Here is a 20,023-nt window from a genome sequence, read left to right as displayed (position 1 = left end):
GAACAATCAACGACAAAAAGGGGAACTGACATGACAAACGAAACCAAAAAACACTCCATCGAGATGCTGTCAGCCAGAGCGGCGCGCGGCGAGATCTCGCGCCGGCAGTTCACGCAGCTTGCCGCACTGGTTCTTGCTGGCACGCCGATGCTGCTGCGCTCAACCGGCGCCTTCGCGCAAGCCAAGGAGCTGGTGCTGGTCAACTGGGGCGGCGACGCCATCACCGCCTATGACGCCGCCTACGGCCAGGCCTTCACCAAGGACACCGGCATCACCGTCAAGATGGACGGTTCCGGTCCGACCGAGGGCGCGATTGCGGCGCAGTTCAAGAGCGGCGCGCCGACCTGGGACCTCGTCGACGTCGATCCGTTCTCGGCGATCACGCTCGGCGCCCAGGGCGCGCTGGAGCCGATCGACTACGCGGTCGTCGACAAGAAGAAGATGCGAAAGGGTTTTGGCTGGGAATACGCCGCCTCGACCTATTTCTTCTCCTATGTCATCGCCTACGATTCCGAGAAATACGGCAGCAACGCGCCGACCGGCATGGCCGATTTCTTCGACGTCGCAAAATTCCCCGGCAAGCGCTCGCTCTACAAATGGGGCGTGTCGAGCTGGGAAGCCGCCCTGCTCGCCGACGGCATTGCGCCTGCCTCGCTCTACCCGCTCGACCTCAAGCGCGCGCACGACAAGATCGCCGCCTTCAAGGAGAATGTCGTGGCCTATTGGGGCGGCGGCGCCGAGAGCCAGAGCGTGCTGCTCAATGGCGAGGCCTCTATGGCGATCGTCTGGTCGACCCGCGCCTCGCTGATCGAGCAGGATTCCGGCGGCAAGATCAAGTTCATCTGGGACCAGGGCCTGATCTCGCCCGGCGCGCTGGCCGTGCTCAAGAACAATCCCGGCGGCAAGGACGCGGCGATGAAGTTCATCGCCAGCGCCCAGGATCCGGAAAAACAGCTCATCATGTTCGACAAGCTCGGTCAGGGGCCGGCCAACCCGGCAGCGGATGCCCTGATCCCCGCCGACAAGAAGCGCATCAACCCGGTCGACCCCGAAAACATGAAGAAGCAGATCGCGCTCGACATGGATTGGTACGCCAAGAACTACGGCCCGGCGCTCGACGAGTACACCAAGATCATCTCCGCCTGACCGGGGCTGGGATAATCAGGCCGAAATGAGAGCGTATCTCTCCGAAAGGGTAGGCGCGGCGGTGCTGATGGCGCCGCTGCTCCTGTTTCTTGTCCTTGCCTATGCCTGGCCGTTCCTCGGCGTCGTCAAATGGAGCTTTACCCTGCCGACGCCGGGGCTCGGGCAATACAACGCGCTGCTCACCGACGGTCTGGTGCAGTCGGTGTTCATTCGCACGCTGCGCATCGCGGCCATCGTCACACTCGTTTCGGTGGCCGCCGCCTATGCCATCACCGTGGTCTGGGTGCGCGGCACGCCGGCGCAGCGCGTGATCGCCGAATTCTGCATTCTCGTCCCGTTCTGGATTTCGGTGCTGACGCGCGCCTTCGGCTGGGTGGCGCTTCTGTCCAATCGCGGCCTGATCAACACCTGGCTGCAATCGATCGGCTTCATCTCCGAACCGCTAGCGCTGGTCCGCAACGAGTTCGGCGTCATCGTCGGCATGACGCATTTCCTCATTCCCTTCGCCGTCTTCCCGCTGGCGTCCTCCATGCGCAGCCTCGACGACCGCGTGCTGCTCGCGGCGCGTGGCCTCGGGTCCAGCCGCATGCGTACCTTCTGGACGGTATTCGTGCCGATGACGCGATCCGGCATCATCGGCTCGGCGATGATCGTCTTCGTCTTCTCGCTGGGCTTCTTCGTCACGCCGGCGATTCTCGGCGGCGGCCGCAGCGTGATGATCGCCGAGCTGATCTATCTGCGCATCTTCCAGAGCCCGGACTGGGGCCTGGGTGCGGCGATCAGCGTGGTGCTGGTACTGTTCGTCGGCGCGCTGATGGCGCTGCTGTTTCGCTATGTCAGACCAAAGCAGTTGATCTGATGCCGACCTATCGCCCCGGTCCCGTCTCGCTGGCCCTCGCCGCCCTGGTGGCGCTGTTCCTGCTGCTGCCGCTGCTTGCCGTCATCCCGGTCTCGCTGACGCCAAGCCGCATGCTGGCGATGCCTTCAGGCGAATTGTCGCTGCGCCACTACCGGGCGCTGATCGAGGATCCGCGCTGGATCAACTCGATCCTGCTCTCGATCCGGATCGGCATTGTCAGCAGCGCGTTCTCGACCGTGCTGGCGCTCTGCTTCAGCCTCGGCGTCTGGATGTTCCAACCGCGCTTCACCGCCGCACTCGTCGGCTTCGTCCTGCTGCCGATGGTGGTGCCGCCTGTGGTCTCGGCGATCACGCTCTACTTCCTGCTCACCTCGATTTCGGGTTTCAGCTCGTTCTTCGGCTACGACACCTGGCTCGGCGTCGCCATGGCGCATGCGGTGATGACGGTGCCCTTCGCCACCGTGCTGATCCTGGTGTCGCTCAGCCAGCTCGACCGCCGCATCGACCTTGCCGCGCGTGGCCTGGGGGCCACGGTGTGGGAGCGCGCCACCCGCATCATCATGCCCAACATCAAGTTCGGCATCATCACCGCGGCACTCCTCTCCTTCGTGCTGTCCTGGGAAGAGATCGGCGTCACTCTGTTCATCACCTCGGTCAACGCCATCACCCTGCCCCGGCTGATGTGGATGGGCCTGCGCGACAACATCGACCCGGCGATCGCCGCGCTCTCGGTGATCCTGATCATCATCACCGTTCTGGTTCTGGCGGTGCGCAGCGTCGTGGTCAGGCTTCGTGGGGCGAACTAGACAATTCCAGGAAAGGAAAATCCTCGATAATCCCGACAGCCGTGTGAAAGGCGTCACGGAAGATCGGCGCCGCCTACATTACCCAGCGTCATGGGAAACCTGCCGCTTGTGACATTCGCCTTCATATCCATGCTGGGTATGGCGGTTCCAGGACCAGATGTCGTTCTCGCCATCACCAATGGCTCGCGCTATGGCGTCAGACATGCCTTCTTCGGCATGGCCGGCGTGGTGCTCTCGGACCTCGTCCTCATCTGCATGGTGGGGCTCGGCTTCGCAGCACTTCTCGTGGCTTCCGAATTCTATCTTTCCGCCGTGAGGATGGTCGGCGCCTTCTATCTGATCTTCATCGCCGTTGGTGTGCTTCGCGCTTCCGAAGCGCCCCGACATAGATTCGACCTAAGCCTGCCCGACAAAGGGCACTCGACCAAGGCACTCATTCTGCGCTGTTTCATGGTGGCGGTCACAAATCCAGGGGCCTGGCTGTTCTTCCCCGCCATCCTCCCATCTTTTATCGACACCAATGAGCCGATCGCGATTCAATACGCGGTTCTGGCCATCATTGCCGCAGTGGCGGATGTCTCTGTTTTGATGCTCTACGCTACTCTTGGTTCGCGGGCCGCGGCACTTCTGGCTGGCCCCAACGCCATGTGGATCGACCGGCTCTACGGTATCACGCTGCTTGGCCTTTCAAGCGTCCTGATCCTGCAATCCCTCGGGCATCTCTGAGGTATCCCGCAAAGTGCCGCAAGGGTGTCAGAATCCCAACTAGCAGTCGGCATGGCCTCACGCCGTGAAGAACTTTGAGAGGGCGACTGCCGTCTCAGTAGGGTTTTCCTCCGGGAAAAAGTGCCCACCCTTGACCGGGCGGCCTTCGACTTTGTCGGCCCATTGCCGCCAGATCGCCAGCGGCCCGCCCTCACCCGCATACCAGTTCTCCAATCCGCCCTCGCTGCTCCACAGCGCAAGCAGCGGGCAAGCGATGCGCCGGCTCTCAGCCTGACCCAGCGCGTCATGCTCGCGGTCGATAGTCGCGGCGGCGCGATACTCCTCGCAAATGGCGTGGACATGGGCGGGATCGCGCAGCGCCTCGATATAAGCCGCCCTGACTTCAGCGGGAAAAGCGTCCGCAGCCGAACCCCATTGCGAAATCGCATTGTCGACGATTGCATCAGGCGCGGCCGCCATCATGCGTTCCGGCAACGGCTCCGGCTGCGCGAGCAGGCTCCACGGCCAGAAGCCGAGTGCCAGCCTGGCATCGGCGCGATCCCAGGCGGCGGCGGTGGGAATGACATCGAGAACGGCGATCTTCGATACATGAGCGGGATGATCGAGCGCCAGCCGGTAGGTGACACGGCCGCCGCGGTCATGCCCGGCAATCATGAAGCGCTCGAAGCCCAGTCGGTTCATGACTTGCACCATGTCATTGGCCATGGCTCGTTTGGAATAAGGCGCATGATCGGCGGCGGATGCCGGGCAGCCGCTTTGCCCGTAGCCCCTGAGATCGGCCGCGACCACGGTAAAGCGCGGCGCGAGCGCGGCCGCAATATCCCGCCACATCGCGTGGGTTTCCGGAAAGCCATGGAGAAGCAGCACTGGCGGGCCTGTTCCGCCGACCTTGGCGAAGATCGAGGTTTCCTCCACCCTCACGCAGCGCGCCTCGAAGCCAGAGAACATCACACGTCCCCGATCTTTCCTCCGTCTTGCGGCCCTACCGTGCCGTGGCTGGAGCGGATACGCAGGACCTGCACGCTCATGGGCAGTTCGATCAGGAACTCCTTGTCCCGGTCCAGATGGTGGATGCTCTCCGGATCGCCGCCGGTAAATGCGGCCATCGCCTCGACGCTCTCCCAATAGGAGATCGTCATGAATTCCGAGTGCGTGGGCGTGTCCTCGCGAAACGTCTGGACCCCAAGCGCCTTGTCGATCAGCGGCTTGATGCCGGCTTCGTAATTGTAGCTCTCGTAAGCGTCGGCCTTCTCGGGCAGGGTTCTGCCGCGCCAGATGCGGGCGATGGTTGGAGTTTTCGGTGTCATCATCGATAAACAGTTTTCGGTGTCGTCACCGATAAACATCTGAACGCGGGCCATGTTCCATCATCGGCGGCGCCGCCGGGTGGAAGGCGACAACCATTTGGGGCAAGCTACCCCATCGCGTGGCGGATGGTCTTCGACAGGCGGGTCAGGAATGCCGGCCTCGACGAGGCGTCGAGCTTCCACGACAGCACCGCCGTGGCCATTCTCCGTGGCAGCACGCCGACCGACAGGAACCAGGCGGCAAGCACGGCGCGGCGGCGCAGAGACGCCGTCATTTCTAGGCTGGCGACGGCGCCCGCGGCGCCCAGCGCCAGCCGGGAATCGCCGGCCACCGGGTGCCGGCGCTGGTCCGCGCAGAGCGATGCCAGCCGCTCTTCAAGATGCACGGGATCATGGCGGACCGTATCCGACGGCACGATGGTCACGCCGACTTCGGACGCCTGCCCCGACAGCGCCTCCACGCGACGAAAATCGTGACTTACCCGCCAGCGCGCCCGCTCGGCGAGCTTCTCGCCGAACACCGAATGGTTGGCGCCGTGGATCCGGTAGGCGCCGACGCATTCGTCGAGCGACTGCACATGCCCGTAAAGCGGCGCCAGCGTCGCAAGATAGCCATCGGCGCCCTGGCGGAACTCCGGCTCCGGTATCGGCATGATTGTTTCGAGCGTCGTCCGGTCGAAGGCCAGCCCGCTGGTCACGGTCGTCTGGTAACGCCCCTTGTGCAAGAGCTTCGGCATGACGTCGCCACTGTCGAAAGGCAGTTCGGGCGGCGGAAAGACATCCTTGGTGCCTTCTTGCTTGATGCCCCCTCGCTCCATGCCTTGCCGTTCGTCGACGATATGCAGCCTTGATTGCACCTGCGCGGTTGCCGCGTCCCAGATGTCCACGATCGTCGAGACGGCGGTCGGATAGAGATAGTCGTCGGCATCGAGGAAGAGGACGATCTTGCCCGAGCTTGCGGCAAAGCCGGTGTTGAAGGCTGCGGCATGTCCACCATTCTTCTCCCGCGGGCAGGCAAGGATCCTGTCGCCGTAGGATTTCATGATTGTCGTCGAATTGTCCTGCGAGGCGTCGTCGACGACGATGACTTCGACATCGTCGTAGTCCTGCTCCAAGGCGCTGTCGATGCTGCGGTTGAGGAAACGCGCGTAGTTGTAGTTCGGGATGATGATGGATACCGGAATCCTGTTTTGGACAGACTGCATCGCATTTGACCTCGCATCTTGCCTTGGTTTCAGCAAACCCGCTCACGGGCCTGCTCCCTCTTCAAGCGCGTCCCACGAATTCCCTGGAGAAAGCCCTTCGCCTTCGGCCAGGACGGGTCACGTCTCTTGCTTTGCGACTTCATGCTGAGGCCGCCATCGCCTTCGAGAACTGCCGCCGGGTTGACGGTGGCAGGGGCTCCGACGGTCCGGCTGGGATGAGACGACAACCGAACCCGACGGCAAAGCTTCGGTCGCGATCAGGTCGGGATCGAAGCGGACGGGCACCTTGAAGGCATGGCGGATACTGACCCCCAAATGCGGCCGGAGCAAGCCCTTCGCCAAGAACAAGGCTCACAAGCCTGTTACGTATCAGGCCTGTTACGTCTCAGGCGGCATGCAGCGTTGGAATGGCGCTGACATCCACTTCGCGCTCCGCGTGCCAGGCATCATAAGCGGCCTGCATCCGGAGCCAGATCGCGGCGCCTTCGCCGATCATCTTGCCAAGGCGGGCGGCGACGCGGTCGCGGAACGGATCTTCGCTTTGTGCGTTTGCGGGCATAGATAAGTCGGTGTGGCGGGGAGATGTCCCTCGGGTCCTGTACGGGGGCTGAGATCCAAAATGCGCTCCGCGCAACTGGCACTGATGTCCGGGCGCTGGCGTGAAGTCGTCCCAAAAGAGGCACATGCATGCGCGCGTTCTCTATTTCATCGGATGGGAAACTTGCAATTACGGCAAGCGAGACCTCGTCGAAGAATGATTTCGACTATTTGATAGGTAAGTGGAGCATCAGAAATCGTACATTGAAAGAACATCTGACCGGCAGCGACGAGTGGGAGGAATTTGACGCGACCCAGGAACTCCGCCCCATATTGCTGGGGCTGGGCAATTTCGACATTTTCCATACGGAATTTGACGGAAAGCCATTCGAAGGTCTCACCGTGCGATTATTCAATCCGCAGACGCGCCTGTGGACGATCTACTGGGCTGACAGCAACGCAGTGAAACTCGACGGCGGAAAGGTTGGCTCGTTCGACGGCGACGAAGGTGAATTCTTTGGCCGTGAGGTTGTCGCCGGCAAAGACGTTATCGTGAAATTCCATTGGGATAAGCGCGACCCGGAAGCCCCGACTTATAGCCGGGCGTTCTCCGCTGATGCAGGCCGAACCTGGGAATGGAATTGGTACTCGAACTTTTCACGACGGTGATCGACCAAGTTGGCCCCAACGATCTCGCCCTATTCGAGTCGGGACGATCGTATTCCATATCGCGGAGCGCAGCGGACCTGCACTCAATCCCGAAGCCGGCGGCAAGCCGGCTCCGGGCTATGATCATGCACCCAACGATCAGGCGGGCTGCAAGCCGGGCAGCGACAGGTCGACTTCCTCCGGCAGGTCACCGGCCATCGCGGCGGCGAACTGGGCCTGGTCGAGCTCTCCTTCCCAGCGCGCCACGACCACGGTCGCCACCGCGTTGCCGATGAAGTTGGTCAGTGCCCGGCACTCCGACATGAAGCGGTCGACGCCGAGGATCAGCGCCATGCCGGCGACCGGCACGGTGGGGACCACCGAGAGCGTCGCGGCAAGCGTGATGAAGCCGGCGCCGGTGATGCCGGCGGCGCCCTTGGAACTCAGCATCGCGACGGCGAGCAGCAGGATCTGGTCGCCGAAGGTCAGCGGCGTGTCGGTCGCCTGGGCGATGAACAGGGCCGCCAGCGTCATGTAGATGTTGGTGCCGTCGAGATTGAAGGAATAACCGGTCGGGATGACCAGCCCGACCACCGAGCGATTGCAGCCGGCGCGCTCCATCTTGGCCATCAGGCCGGGCAGTGCGGCTTCCGAGGACGAGGTGCCGAGCACCAGCAGCAGCTCTTCCTTGATGTAGCGGATCAGCGCCAGGATCGAGAAGCCGTTGTAGCGGGCGACCGCACCCAGCACGACAAGCACGAACAGCAGCGCGGTCAGGTAGAAGGTGCCGATCAGCATCGCCAGGTTGGCGATCGAGCCGATGCCGTATTTGCCGATGGTGAAGGCCATGGCGCCAAAGGCGCCGATGGGTGCCGCCTTCATCAGGATGGCGACGAGGCGGAAGATCGGCGTCGTCAGCGCCTGCAGGAAATCGACGACCGGACGGCCGCGATCGCCGACCATGGCCAAGGCAACACCGAACAGCACCGAAAAGAACAGCACCTGCAGGATGTCGCCTTTCGCGAATGCGCCGGTGATGGTGTCGGGGATGATGTTCATCAGGAAGCCGACGATGGTGCTGTCATGCGCCTTCTCGGTAAAGGTCGCCACCTTGCTGGGGTCGAGCGTGGCCGGGTTGATGTGCATGCCGGCGCCCGGCTGGACGACATTCGAGACGACGAGGCCGACGACCAGCGCCAGTGTCGAGAACACCAGGAAGTAGATCATCGCCTTGCCGGCGACGCGGCCGACCTTCTGCAGGTCGGAAACGCCGGCAATGCCGGTCGCCACCGTCAGGAAGATAACCGGTGCGATCACCATCTTGACCAGCTTGATGAAGGCGTCGCCGAGCGGCTTCAGCGCCTCGCCTGTCTCGGGATAGAAATGACCGAGCAGCACGCCGGCGGCGATCGCCGCCAGCACCTGCACATAGAGATGCCGGTAGAAGGGAAGTTTGCCGCGCGGCTCGGCGGCAGCGAATGCTGTCTGCATGACGTCCTCCATGGCGCCCCGATCGAAAAGCTCGACTCCCCGGGGCAGTTGCTTTGACCTCCAGCAGCCTCGCGACTGCTGAATTCGTATTTGCAACTGCCGTGCCAAATGTGCGGAAGAGGGCTCCCATTTGATTTCATTGAATATTTTGGAACTCGAAAGGCCGTTTCACACGCAGCCTGTGCGGCCATCCGCATAGCTCGAATTGTGTTTTGTGCGAAATCATGCACAGATAGGCGATGCTGCAACGCCCCGCCGCTGCCCCATTTTCAACACCTGGGTCGTCGACGCCCGGAGAACTCCGCCGGCGGGCGCGCCGCGCCTGGCTGCTGTTCGCGGCCATCGCCATTGCGATCGCCGGAGCAGCGTTGTACGGCGCCGGCCTTTACGGCCGGACCGCCGAGATCGGCACATTGTCGGCGCAGGGGCGCACCGACGCCAATCTGAAGGTCGCGCTGCTGCGCGCCGTGCTGGAAAGCCCGCGCGCTCTCCCACTGCTCTTGTCCGAAGACCAGCAGGTGCGTGACGCGCTGTCGCAGAAAAACGCCGCTGCCAGCGATGTGCTCAACCGCAAGCTCGAAGGGCTGGTCTCCGGCACCAAGGCAGCGGTGCTCTATGTCATCGGCACCGACGGCTTCGCGATCGCCTCCAGCAACTGGCGCGAGCCGACCAGCTTCGTCGGCAACGATTACCGGTTTCGCGATTATTTCTCGGGCGCGATGCAGGCGGGGACCGCCGAATATTTCGCGCTCGGCAATGTCAGCAAGCGGCCCGGCCTCTACATCTCGCGCCGCGTCGGCGACGCCGCCACCTCACTCGGCGTCGTCGTCGTCAAGGCGGAATTCGACCAGCTCGAGGCCGACTGGCACGAGGCGAACCGCCCGGCCTATGTCAGCGACGAGCATGGCGTCGTGCTGATCACCAGCGTGCCGTCATGGCGCTTCATGACGACGGCGCCGCTGGCCGGCCCGGAGCTCGCAGCCATCCGTGGCAGCCAGCAGTTTGGCAACGCGCCGCTGGTGCCGCTGCCGATCACACGCCCTGAGGCGCTCAGCCCGGACGTGTCGATCGTTCACGCCGTGACGCCCGGCGGCAGCGATGCGGAATATCTGCGCCTCTCCACGCCGGTGCCTTCGACCCCCTGGCGGCTCGACTATCTCGTCCCGGCCGAGGCTCCGGTTACTGCTGCGGTTCGCGAAATGCGGCTTCTGGCGCTGGCTGTCGTCATTCCGCTGCTTGGTCTCGCCGCCTATCTCCTGTGGCGCCGACAGTCGGCGCAAATGCGCATCGCCGCCGAACAGTCGGCACGCGTCGAACTCGAACGCCGCGTCATCGAACGGACCGAGGATCTGAGCCGGGCCCGCGACCGGCTGCAGGCCGAGATTACTGACCACCGCGGCACCGAAGCAAAACTCCAGGTGGTGCAGCAGGAGCTGGTCCAGGCCAACCGTCTCGCCATCCTCGGTCAGGTCGCCGCCGGCGTCGCCCATGAGATCAACCAGCCGGTTGCCACCATCCGCGCCTATGCCGACAATGCCCGCACCTTCCTCGACCGCAAGCAGACGGCGCCCGCCGCGGAAAACCTCGGCGCCATCGCAGCACTGACCGAACGCATCGGCGCCATCACCGAGGAATTGAAGGCTTTCGCCCGCAAGGGCCGCACCGCGGCTGAACCGGTGGAATTGCGCGGCGTCATCGAGGGCGCGGTGGTGCTGTTGAGAAGCCGGTTTGCCGGCCGGCTCGACGCGCTAGAAATCGAGCTGCCGCCGCCGACCCTTAGGGTTATGGGCAACCGGGTCCGGCTCGAACAGGTGCTGATCAATCTCTTCCAGAACGCGCTCGAAGCGCTGGAAGGCCGCGACGATGCCAGGGTGCAGGTTTCGGTCGAGGAGACGGCAGACGGAGTGACAGTCGGCATCTCCGACAACGGACCGGGCATTCCGCCCGCGATCCTGAAGTCGTTGTTCACGCCGTTCAACACGTCCAAGGAAAAAGGCCTTGGCCTCGGCCTCGTCATCTCGAAGGACATCGTCGCCGACTACGGCGGACGCATCGAGGTTTCGAGCAGCGATAGCGGTACAAGCTTCACCATCCATCTTTCAAAGGCAGCGTAAGACAGCATGACGGACCACGATGCAGCGCCGGTCATCCTGATCGATGACGACAGCGACCTTCTCAAGGCCACCGCGCAGACGCTGGATCTGGCCGGTTTTTCGGTGTCGGCTTTTGCGGTGGCGGCCGAGGCGCTGGCCAGGCTTGACGCCGGTTTCGCCGGCGTCGTGGTGACCGATATCCGCATGCCGCAGATTGACGGCCTGCAGCTGTTCGACCGCATCCTGCGCCTGGATGCGGACATTCCTGTCATCCTCGTCACCGGGCACGGCGACATCGCGGTTGCCGTCAAGGCGATCAAGGACGGCGCCTATGATTTCATCACCAAACCCTTTGCGGCCGAGCGGCTGGTGCAGAGCGTGCGGCGTGCGGCCGAAAAGCGCCGGCTGGTGATGGAGAACCGGGCCTTGCGCGAGGCGGCCGGCGAGGCGCAGGACGGCCTGCCGCTGATCGGCCAGACACCGGCCATGGAGCGGCTGCGCCGCATGCTGCGGCAGATCGCCGACACCGATGTCGACGTGCTGGTGACCGGCGAGACCGGTTCCGGCAAGGAGGTGGTGGCGAGCCTTCTGCACCGCTGGAGCCGCCGCGCCAGGGGCAATTTCGTCGCCCTGAATTGCGGCACGCTGCCGAAAACCGTCATCGAGAGCGAATTGTTCGGCCATGAGGCAGGCGCCTTCACCGGCGCGCAGAAGAAGCGTATCGGCCGCATCGAGCATGCCAGCGGCGGCACGCTGTTCCTCGACGAGATCGAAAGCATGCCGGTCTCGACGCAGGTGCAGATGCTGCGCGTACTGGAAATGCGCGAGGTGACGCCGCTCGGCACCAACGAAGTGCGGCCGGTGGATCTGCGCGTCGTCGCCGCCGCCAAGGTCGACCTTGGCGATGCGCGCCAGCGCGGCTCGTTCCGCGAGGATCTCTATTACAGGCTGAACGTGGTGACGATTTCCATCCCGCCGCTGCGCGAGCGCCGCGACGACATCGCCTTGCTGTTCTTCTACTTCGCCGAGCGCGCCGCCGCCCGCTTCCGGCGTCCGGTGCCTTCTGTCCCGGCCTCGGTGCACCGCCACCTCAGGGAGCATGGCTGGCCGGGCAATGTGCGCGAGCTCGCGCATTTCGCCGAGCGTTTCGTGCTTGGACTGGAAGAGGAAGCGCAAGCGCAATCCCCTTCCCTTGCCCAGCCGGACACCGCCATGAAGCTTCCCGAGCGGCTGGAGCGCTACGAGGCCGACATCATCCGCGAGACGCTCGGCCGCAATGAGGGCGACGTCCGACGCACCATCGAGGCGCTGGGCATCCCGCGCAAGACTTTTTACGACAAGCTCCAGCGTCACGGCCTCGTGCGCAGCGAGTTTTCCAGGTAGCAGTACCGATCGCTCGGCGCCGCCCCTGCCCGTTCGAAAAAGGCCCGCTCGTCGGCGGGCCTTCGATTGCTGGCCGGTCTCAGCGGCTAAGGTCGAGTGCGGCGGTCAGATCGCCCATCGGCGGCTGATCATTGTTGCGCAGCGCCTTGTCGCGGGCGACGATGCCGGGGAGCACCGGCAGGTCGTAGCGCGCGGTAATGAAGCGCAGGATTGAGGTCGTGTCGTACTGCGTGTGGTCGACGGTTCCCGCCTTGGCATAGGGCGAGATGATGAAGGTGGGGATGCGGTTGCCCGGTCCCCAGCGGTCGGCCTTCGGCGGCGCGACATGATCCCAGAAGCCGCCATTCTCGTCATAGGTGACGACCACCAGCATATGGCTCCATTGCGGGCTCTTCTCCAGATGCGAGACGATGTCGGCCAGATGCTGGTCGCCGCTCGCGACGTCGGCATAGCCGCCATGCTCGTTGAGATTGCCTTGCGGCTTGTAGAAGCTCACCGCCGGCAGTTTGCCGTCGTCGATAGCCTTGATGAAGGCCTCGCCGTTCATGCCGCCGTCCCTGAGATGTTCGGCGCGGGCCGCGGTGCCCGGCGCATAGGCGGCGAAATAATTGTAGGGCTGGTGGTGGAACTGGAAATTCGGCACCGGTGTCGCGTTCTTGCCGTCGAGCGTGGCTTGCCAGGCGCCGGCATACCAGGCCCAGCCGATGCCCTTCAGCGACAAGAGGTCGCCGATGGTGATGTCATGCTGCGGCGGCAGCGTGGTTGCCGCCGCCGGGTCGGCCAAGGCCGGATCGCCGCCTTCGGCCGGCTTGTTGTTGCTCGGCTGATAGGGCGGCTGCATGGTGTTGACCGCATAGAAGTCTGGCGTGATGGCGCCGTCATTGACGAATTTCGGCACACCGCCGAGCGCCGAGGGCGGCGAGTTGTCGGCAACCTTCAGCGTCACGCCATCGGGCTCGACAACGGCGATCTGGTCCTTGATCGGGCTCTTGTCGGCATTCGGATAGACCGGCGCGCAGGCGCAGGCCAGCTGGAAATGGTTGAGGAAGGAACCGCCAAAGGCGCCCTGGAAGAAGTTGTCGGCCAGCACATACTTTTTCGCCACAGCCCACATCGGCAGCACCGAGCCGTCATAGTGGCCCATGACAAGGCCGCCGGAATCGGCCCAGGCAGCGAACTTGTCGTTGCGGCCGCCATCGATCTGCATCTGCTCCTCGTAGAAGCGGTGCCAGAGGTCGCGGGTGACGACGGAGGTCTTTTCGTTGAAGCCGTTGGGATCGTCGATAGAAAAGCTGGCATTGGCCAGGTGCGCCGATTGCGCCTCGGTAACCGGCGGCGTCACGCCCTTGGCGGTCAGGCCGCCCCAGGCCGGTGGCAGTTCCGCAAGCGGCTTGCCGTCGCGGTCGAGCTGGCGCGCCTGATCCACAGTTACATTCGACAGGCCGTTGGCGCCGGGAAAGCGGCCATAGAGATTATCGAAGCTGCGGTTCTCGGCATAGATGACGACGACGGTGTCGATCTTGTCGTAGCCGGCGGGCGCGGCACCTGCCGCCGTGGCGAATGAAGCCAGGGCCGGGCCGGCCAGATAAAGCGAATTGAGGAGCTTGAGCCTCGTCATAGTAGAAAAACCTCGTGGCTGGGAACAGTGGCTGGAGGAGCGGTGCGTTGGCCACGACAAGGCGAAGCTTCCGCGTGGCATGGCAGACTAGTGCCGACGCCTTGTCACCTTTGTGACATTTTCCACGCTTGCGAACACGGTTGCGTGAGCGAGCGAACCGGTCATCAATCCGTTGCACCGGCTACTTATTTCCGAAGCGGAAACCGGACTGAAGCCTATGATAGCGAGACGACGGAAAGGCCAGGTGATCGCGATCGCCGCGGCATCGATGCTGGGCCTCGCCGCGCCCTCGAACGCGGTCCTTGCCGGTGCGGAGGGCGTCCATCCCGGACCAATGTCGCGCCCGCAAGCCTACGCCAGGGCGGCAGCGCTGAGCGGGCTTGGCCGCAAGATGTTCTTCGATCCGGCGCTGTCGGCTTCCGGCCTGCAGGCCTGTTCTTCCTGCCATGATCCGCACCGTGCCTTCGGCCCCGCCTCGGCCGGGCCGGTCGAGATGGGTGGCCCGCACATGGACCAGCCCGGGCTGCGCGCCGTGCCTTCGTTGCGCTACCTCCAGGCCGTCCCGGCCTTCACCGAGCATTTCCACGATTCCGACGACGAAGGCGACGAGAGCGTCGACAACGGGCCGACCGGAGGGCTGACCTGGGACGGCCGCGCCGATCATGGACAGGACCAGGCGCGCATCCCGCTACTTTCGCCTTTCGAGATGGCCAACAAGGATGTCGGCGAGGTTGTCGCGGCGCTCGCCAGGGCGGCCTATGCCGACGAGTTCAAGGCGGTCTTCGGCGACGCCGTGTTCGACCACCCGGACCAGGCTTTCGAAGCCACCGTCGAGGCGCTCGGCACCTTCGAGCAGAGCGCGCCCGACTTCTATCCCTATTCCAGCCGCTACGACGCCTTCCTCGCCGGCAAGGCGACGCTGACCGCGAGCGAATTGCACGGACGCCAGCTGTTCGAGGATCCGCTGAAGGGCAATTGCGCGAGCTGCCACCTCAGCGAGCCCGCCAATGACGGCGAGCCGCCGCAATTCACCGATTTTGGTTTCCTTGGCCTTGGCGTGCCGCGCAACCCGGCTATTCCCGCCAATGCCGATCCGAATTATTTCGATCTCGGCCTGTGTGGCCCGCAGAGGAGCGACCTCAAGGGCCGGAGCGAATATTGCGGCCTGTTCCGCACCCCGACGCTGCGCAACGTGGCGCTGAAGAAGAGCTTCTTCCACAATGGCTATTTCCATTCGCTGCGCGACGCGGTCGCCTTTTACGCCAGCCGCGACAGCGATCCCGGCCGCTGGTACCCGAGGAACGCCGACGGCACGATTCGACAAAATGACGATTTGCCAAAGGCTTACTGGGCCAATCTCAACCAGGACCCGCCCTTCGGCAAAAAGCCCGGCGACAAACCGGCGTTGACCGACCCCGAGATCGACGACATCGTCGCCTTCCTCGGGACGCTCACCGACGCCGACCAGCAAGATCAAGCGACGCACTAAGGTCTTGAGCGGTGGCAGATGCGGACAGAACCGCGTCGGACATCGATGGCTGTCCTCTCGCGCCTGCTGCAGCGCTGATTGACGCTGTGCCAACGTTTCTGCATTGTCGTGTTGCGACACTGCTTCGAGGTTCTGCCCCATGAAGCGCGGTCTTGCTTTCGCTGCGATTGCCGGCGTTGCCTTGCTCTGCGGCGCCGCATTCCTGATTGCTGGTCAGGCGGCCGTCTCGCCAGAGGCAATCCAGTCATCCGTGACCCGTACCCCTGAATTGATCGACACCGCCTGGAGGCTGCCCGTGGCCGCCACCTTCAATGCCGACGTCAAATGGCAATCGAACGGATCACGGTGCGGTCCGGCCAGCGTCGCCAATACATTCCGCTCGATCGGCGAAGAGGAAACAACAGAAGCGGACGTCCTCGAAGGGACGGGAAAGTGCTGGACCGGCTTCTGCATCATCGGTCTCACGCTCGACGAGGTCGCCGAGGTCGCTCGAACGAAAACCGGGCGGAAAGTCTCCGTGCTTCGGAATCTGACGTCAGAGGAATTTCGCGAACACATGAAGCGCGCCAATGATCCCGGCCGCCGCTACATCATCAACTTTACCCGCGAGAAGATCTTCGGCGCCGGCGTTGGCCATTTTTCGCCGATCGGCGGGTATCTGGAGGCGCAGGACATGGTTTTCGTCCTCGATGTCAACGAACACTACAAACCATGGTTGATCGAGCGCGAACGCCTGTTCTCGGCCATGGACACAATCGATAGCGATGGAGACCAAAAGCGCGGTCTGCTTCTGATCGAATGAAAACGAGACTGATGCGAGGCGCGCCGTCGCCATAGCGGCAAATCTGTTACATGGGTTCAGGCTTGGCCGCCCATTTGTCAGGATGATTGCGCGACCAATTTCAGTCGTCCCGTCCCTGCGTTAGTCTGGCCCCAACTGCAACCGGACCGCCCTGCCCATGATCGTTCAAGCCTGCATCAATGGCGCGCGCAGCGCCGATTTCCATCCGCGGTTGCCGCTTGATCCCGACGCCATGGCGCGCGACGGCGCGGCCTGCGTCGCCGCTGGGGCAGCCGAGCTGCATGTCCATGCGCGCGGACCGGACGGCCACGAAAGCCTGGCGCCAGCGGCAATGGACGCAACCGTGCTCGCGCTCCGCCGCGCCTGCCCGGGAACACTTATCGGCGTCTCCACCGGCGCCTGGATCGAGAATGACGATGAGCGCACGCTTGTGGCCATCGCCAGTTGGCACGAATTGCCGGACTATGCCTCGGTCAATCTCAGCGAGACGGCGGCGCCGCTGGTGATGGAGAGCTTGCGTCAACGCGGCATCGGCATCGAGGCCGGGCTTGCCTCGATCGCCGACGCGGAGCGCCTTGTCAGCCTCGACCATGGCGGACGGGTGCTGCGCATTCTGATCGAGATTTCCGAGCAGACGCTGGACGAGGCTTTCACTGTTTCGGATGGCATCGAAACGGTGCTGGAGCACGCCGGCATCCGCCGCAGCATCCTACTGCATGGCGAGAACGCCACCATGTGGCCTTTCGTGGAGCGGGCAGCGGGGCGCAACTGGTCGACGCGTGTCGGACTGGAGGACGGGAAGGCGCTTCCCGACGGAACGATGGCGTCCGGCAATGCCGCGCTGACGTCCGCGGCGGCGGCGATCCTCCGGGCCGGCCGCTGATCATCCCATAGGTTCCAGGCTCCTTGCCTGACCACGATCTCTTCGAGGTCTGCGTCAGGCCACGTCCCGCAAGGTCGAACGCGATGTCTCCGACCTGACGGTTGCGCCGGCGCCGTCCTGATGGAGGGCGAAGCCCGTGGCGCCCGGGTCGCCCAGTTCGGGGCGGAGCTGCATGCTCGGGATGTGGTAGTCCCCGCCATTCTGCTGCCGATAGGGAATGGGCTGGATCGTCTCGAGCGTCCGCATCCGTTCGCGCAGCCGCTCCGCGACAGGCTCGAAATCGGCCTCATCGAAACGGTCCACTCTGTAGACCACGAACGGCGGCAGCACGTCGTAGCCCGGATAATAGAGGATCCCGTGATTGATCGGGAACAGCAGGTCATCGATCGGGCCGTTGACGCCGCGGGCCGAGTAATGCTCCTCCCAGCCGCCGGTGGTCACGATCAGCATCGCGCGCTTGCCAGCGAGGGTCCCTTCCCCAAAGCGGTCGCCCCACCGCTTGTCGCTGTGCTCGCCGACGCCATAGGCGAAGCCGTAGGCATACACCCGATCGACCCAGCCCTTGAGGATCGCCGGCATGGTGTACCACCAGAGCGGGAACTGGAGGATCAGCGTGTCGGCCCACATCAGCTTGTCGATTTCCGCTTTGACGTCGTCGGTCAGTGTGTTGGTCGCAAAAGCTTTTTTGGAGGCCCCGGCCGGCAGGAAGCGTGCTTCGGCGGCCCACGACGGAAAGTCGGCACGGTCCACCTCGGATTTCCAGCCGTCGGCGTAAAGGTCCGACACCCGCACCTCATGGCCCTGGGCCTCGAGTTCCCTGATGGCGACGTCACGCAGGGCGCCGTTGAGCGACCGCGGTTCAGGATGAGCGAAAACAAGCAGGACGTTCATGGGGTCAGCTCCGATCATGGAAGATAGACGCTCAAGCTAGCCAGTCCCGGTCTGATCCGCTACATGTAGACAATGCATAAGATTATGCCGAATAATGGATAGGTCGGACGTCACACTCGAGCGCATGCGCACCTTCGTTCGCGTCGCCGAGCGCGGCAGCCTGTCGGCCGTCGCGCGCGAGTTCGGCGTTGGGCAGTCGACGGTCACGCGGCATTTGCGGGAGCTCGAGGAAGCCGTCGGCGTGCCCTTGCTCAGCAGGACCACCAGGCGTGTCACGATGACCGATGAAGGCAGCCATTACTATGCCGACTGCATCCAGATCCTGCGTCTTGTTGAGCAGGCCAACGACGAGGCACGGGGCACGCGCGGCGCGTCGGCCGGCACGATCCGGATATCCTGCACGGCAGCGCTCGGGGTCTTGCACGTCAGCCGGTTGATCTTCGCCTTTCAAGATCGCTATCCCGACATCGGGATCGATCTCAGCCTCACCGACGAGCGCATCGACCTTGTACGGGAGGGCGTCGACATCGCGCTTCGCCTCGGTCCGCTCAGCGACAGCTCGATAAAGCTGCGGGCGCTCGGCCAGTCGCGGCGTCTGCTGGTGGCGGCGCCGGCCTATCTGGCGGCGCGGGGCCGGCCGGCTGTCCCGCAGGATCTGCCTGGCCATGAAGGCATCCGGATGTCGAACATCGCGGGAAGCGATACGCTCGCCCTGCAGGGGCCGGACGGCGAACGCCACACAGTGCCTTTTGGCGGCCGATTTCGGGTCGACCATGGGCTTGCCGCGCGCGAAGCCCTCGTCGCCGGCCGCGGTATCGCACCTGCTCATCACTGGCTGGTCGACGATCTCCTGACGACCGGCCGGCTGGAAGTGGTCCTGCCGGACTACGCCCCGCCTCCCATACCGCTGAGCATGCTGATCGTCCCCGAGCGCGCGGGCATCGCCCGGGTCCGGCTGCTGGTCGACTTTCTCGCCGAGCGAATCGGCGGCATTCCTGGGATCGGGAAGCCCCGCTAGCCGGCATGCCCTCGGTCGACCACCTGCAAAGCCCGCCGCCTTCAGGGATTCACACCATCCGGCCTTATTAACAGGCAGCCGAACGCTCTTGCGATTTCAAAAGATACCGCCTAGGTTGTTTTCATATCAGAAAGAAAACTCTACAAATTCTTTCCTTTTATGAAAGTACGAGCGTTTGCGGGAACATCTCGATCACACCGACCGGCGACTGGTCAAACTGCTGTCGCAGGATGCTCAGCCCGGCATCAACCGCCTCGCCGAAACAATGGCGATCTCGGTGCCGACGGTGCGCACGCGGCTGCGCAATTTGCTCGACCGCAACCTGCTCAAGATCGTCGGGCTGCTTAACCTGACCGAGCGCCCCGAGCTGATCTCGGCCATCGTCGGCATCAATGCCCAGGGGCGCGGCCGTGCTCGCGAGCTGGCGCAGCGCATTTCCGAACTGCCCTTTGTCAATTCGGCCGCCGTGGTCACCGGACGCTTCGACATCATCGTCGATGTGACCGTGGCCGGCGATGTCGCCGATCTCTACCGCGTCACCAGCGAGCTGATCCCCGGCGCCGGCGAACCGGGCGAAGTCGTGCGCAGTGAGACTTTCGTCGTCATGGCCTCCTGCAACAAATGGGTGAGCCTGCCGGAAGGCTGCTGGTCGGAAGACGTTGCGCGCAAGGAGCAGGCATGAAGATCGCGGTTCTCGGCGGCCTCGGCCTGCAAGGCCGGGCGGCGATCGCCGATCTCGTCGCCAGCGACGGCGTCGAGGAAGTCGTCTGCGTCGATACCGCGCCGGACGGGGCTGCCCGGCTTGGCGGCCTGACCGATCTCACCCACGTGCGTTTCGTCGTGCCCGAAGGCGCGATCGGCCCGGCCCTGGCCAATGTGCTGGCTGATGTCGACGCCGTCATCGACCTGTTGCCGCAGCCGCTGATGCGCGATGCCGTGCAAGCGGCGATCGGGACGCGCACGCCGCTGGTCACCACCAATTACGGCAAGGCGATCGCCGACCTCGCTCCTGCCGCCGAGCAGGCCGGCGTCTCGATCATGACCGAGTGCGGGCTCGACCCCGGCATCGACCTTGTCCTCTACACCCATGCCGCCCGGCAGTTCGACACCATCACCGCGAT

Annotated in this window: 19 protein-coding genes and 1 pseudogene; 13 read left to right on the top strand and 7 right to left on the bottom strand. The window is 64.0% G+C overall.

Annotation, left to right across the window (positions count from 1 at the left end; all coding sequences use genetic code 11):
* Positions 1-30 precede the first annotated feature (30 nt).
* The 4 genes from C9427_RS20720 (at position 31) to C9427_RS20705 (ending at position 3,537) form a co-directional block, all read left to right on the top strand.
* Complete coding sequence (locus C9427_RS20720; protein ID WP_107650968.1) at positions 31-1,146, top strand: ABC transporter substrate-binding protein; 1,116 nt, start codon at positions 31-33, stop codon at positions 1,144-1,146.
* A gap of 25 nt (positions 1,147-1,171) precedes the next feature.
* Positions 1,172-2,005, top strand: coding sequence for an ABC transporter permease (locus tag C9427_RS20715; RefSeq protein WP_107650967.1), 834 nt, complete (start codon positions 1,172-1,174; stop codon positions 2,003-2,005).
* The gene (locus C9427_RS20710) at positions 2,005-2,811 is read left to right on the top strand and encodes an ABC transporter permease (RefSeq protein WP_107650966.1); all 807 of its coding nucleotides are present in this window, start codon (positions 2,005-2,007) and stop codon (positions 2,809-2,811) included. The genes C9427_RS20715 and C9427_RS20710 overlap by 1 nt, the downstream gene beginning before the upstream one ends.
* Positions 2,812-2,919: 108 nt before the next feature.
* Positions 2,920-3,537, top strand: a complete 618-nt coding sequence (locus tag C9427_RS20705) for a LysE family translocator (protein ID WP_167434418.1) — start codon at positions 2,920-2,922, stop codon at positions 3,535-3,537.
* Positions 3,538-3,594: 57 nt separating this feature from the next.
* Here the strand turns inward: C9427_RS20705 and C9427_RS20700 are convergent, their stop codons facing one another.
* From C9427_RS20700 to C9427_RS20680, 4 genes and pseudogenes are all read right to left on the bottom strand, one after another.
* A complete protein-coding gene (locus tag C9427_RS20700) occupies positions 3,595-4,485 on the bottom strand; it encodes an alpha/beta fold hydrolase (RefSeq protein WP_208636393.1) in 891 nt (296 codons plus the stop codon).
* Complete coding sequence (locus tag C9427_RS20695; RefSeq protein WP_107651064.1) at positions 4,485-4,844, bottom strand: antibiotic biosynthesis monooxygenase family protein; 360 nt, start codon at positions 4,842-4,844, stop codon at positions 4,485-4,487. Before C9427_RS20695 ends, C9427_RS20700 begins: the two co-directional genes overlap by 1 nt.
* 107 nt (positions 4,845-4,951) lie before the next feature.
* On the bottom strand, positions 4,952-6,049 hold the full coding sequence (locus C9427_RS20690; protein WP_107650963.1) for a glycosyltransferase family 2 protein: 1,098 nt from the start codon (positions 6,047-6,049) through the stop codon (positions 4,952-4,954).
* Between the two features lie 385 nt (positions 6,050-6,434).
* Positions 6,435-6,572, bottom strand: a pseudogene (locus C9427_RS20680) (helix-turn-helix domain-containing protein); the annotation flags it as partial.
* Between the two features lie 164 nt (positions 6,573-6,736).
* Here C9427_RS20680 and C9427_RS20675 point away from each other — a divergent pair.
* Entirely contained in the window at positions 6,737-7,255 is a 519-nt protein-coding gene (locus C9427_RS20675) for a hypothetical protein (protein ID WP_245437120.1), read from the top strand.
* 138 nt (positions 7,256-7,393) lie between these two features.
* On the opposite strand, the gene C9427_RS20670 is transcribed toward C9427_RS20675, so the two are convergent.
* Complete coding sequence (locus C9427_RS20670; RefSeq protein ID WP_167434417.1) at positions 7,394-8,725, bottom strand: dicarboxylate/amino acid:cation symporter; 1,332 nt, start codon at positions 8,723-8,725, stop codon at positions 7,394-7,396.
* A gap of 239 nt (positions 8,726-8,964) precedes the next feature.
* Here C9427_RS20670 and C9427_RS20665 point away from each other — a divergent pair, with 239 nt between their 5' ends.
* The gene (locus C9427_RS20665; protein ID WP_107650960.1) at positions 8,965-10,839 is read left to right on the top strand and encodes a sensor histidine kinase; all 1,875 of its coding nucleotides are present in this window, start codon (positions 8,965-8,967) and stop codon (positions 10,837-10,839) included.
* Between the two features lie 6 nt (positions 10,840-10,845).
* Positions 10,846-12,201 carry a sigma-54-dependent transcriptional regulator gene (locus C9427_RS20660; RefSeq protein ID WP_107650959.1) on the top strand — a complete coding sequence of 452 codons (1,356 nt, stop codon included), beginning with the start codon at positions 10,846-10,848 and terminating at the stop codon, positions 12,199-12,201.
* A gap of 79 nt (positions 12,202-12,280) precedes the next feature.
* Here the strand turns inward: C9427_RS20660 and C9427_RS20655 are convergent, their stop codons facing one another.
* Positions 12,281-13,819: an acid phosphatase gene (locus C9427_RS20655; protein WP_107650958.1), complete on the bottom strand. Its 1,539-nt coding sequence runs from the start codon at positions 13,817-13,819 to the stop codon at positions 12,281-12,283.
* 268 nt (positions 13,820-14,087) lie between these two features.
* On the opposite strand from C9427_RS20655, the gene C9427_RS20650 reads away from it, so the two are divergent.
* From C9427_RS20650 to C9427_RS20640, 3 genes are all read left to right on the top strand, one after another.
* On the top strand, positions 14,088-15,308 hold the full coding sequence (locus C9427_RS20650) for a cytochrome-c peroxidase (protein ID WP_245437130.1): 1,221 nt from the start codon (positions 14,088-14,090) through the stop codon (positions 15,306-15,308).
* A gap of 139 nt (positions 15,309-15,447) precedes the next feature.
* On the top strand, positions 15,448-16,110 hold the full coding sequence (locus tag C9427_RS20645) for a phytochelatin synthase family protein (protein ID WP_107650956.1): 663 nt from the start codon (positions 15,448-15,450) through the stop codon (positions 16,108-16,110).
* Positions 16,111-16,267: 157 nt separating this feature from the next.
* Complete coding sequence (locus tag C9427_RS20640; RefSeq protein WP_107650955.1) at positions 16,268-16,993, top strand: 3-keto-5-aminohexanoate cleavage protein; 726 nt, start codon at positions 16,268-16,270, stop codon at positions 16,991-16,993.
* Positions 16,994-17,047: 54 nt separating this feature from the next.
* Here the strand turns inward: C9427_RS20640 and C9427_RS20635 are convergent, their stop codons facing one another.
* Positions 17,048-17,884, bottom strand: a complete 837-nt coding sequence (locus C9427_RS20635; RefSeq protein ID WP_107650954.1) for an NAD(P)H-dependent oxidoreductase — start codon at positions 17,882-17,884, stop codon at positions 17,048-17,050.
* A 94-nt stretch (positions 17,885-17,978) separates the two neighbouring features.
* On the opposite strand from C9427_RS20635, the gene C9427_RS20630 reads away from it, so the two are divergent.
* From C9427_RS20630 to C9427_RS20620, 3 genes are all read left to right on the top strand, one after another.
* Positions 17,979-18,902, top strand: coding sequence for a LysR family transcriptional regulator (locus C9427_RS20630; RefSeq protein WP_107650953.1), 924 nt, complete (start codon positions 17,979-17,981; stop codon positions 18,900-18,902).
* A 175-nt stretch (positions 18,903-19,077) separates the two neighbouring features.
* Positions 19,078-19,584, top strand: coding sequence for an Lrp/AsnC family transcriptional regulator (locus tag C9427_RS20625; RefSeq protein WP_107650952.1), 507 nt, complete (start codon positions 19,078-19,080; stop codon positions 19,582-19,584).
* On the top strand, positions 19,581-20,023 hold a 443-nt coding region (locus tag C9427_RS20620), incomplete at its 3' end, for a saccharopine dehydrogenase NADP-binding domain-containing protein (RefSeq protein ID WP_208636392.1). The genes C9427_RS20625 and C9427_RS20620, both read left to right, overlap by 4 nt.

It is taken from the genome of Mesorhizobium helmanticense (genome assembly GCF_003034915.1).
GTDB lineage: Bacteria > Pseudomonadota > Alphaproteobacteria > Rhizobiales > Rhizobiaceae > Mesorhizobium > Mesorhizobium helmanticense.
The sequence above is the reverse complement of the archived record's forward strand: the minus strand, read 5'-3'. Positions and strand labels throughout refer to the sequence as shown.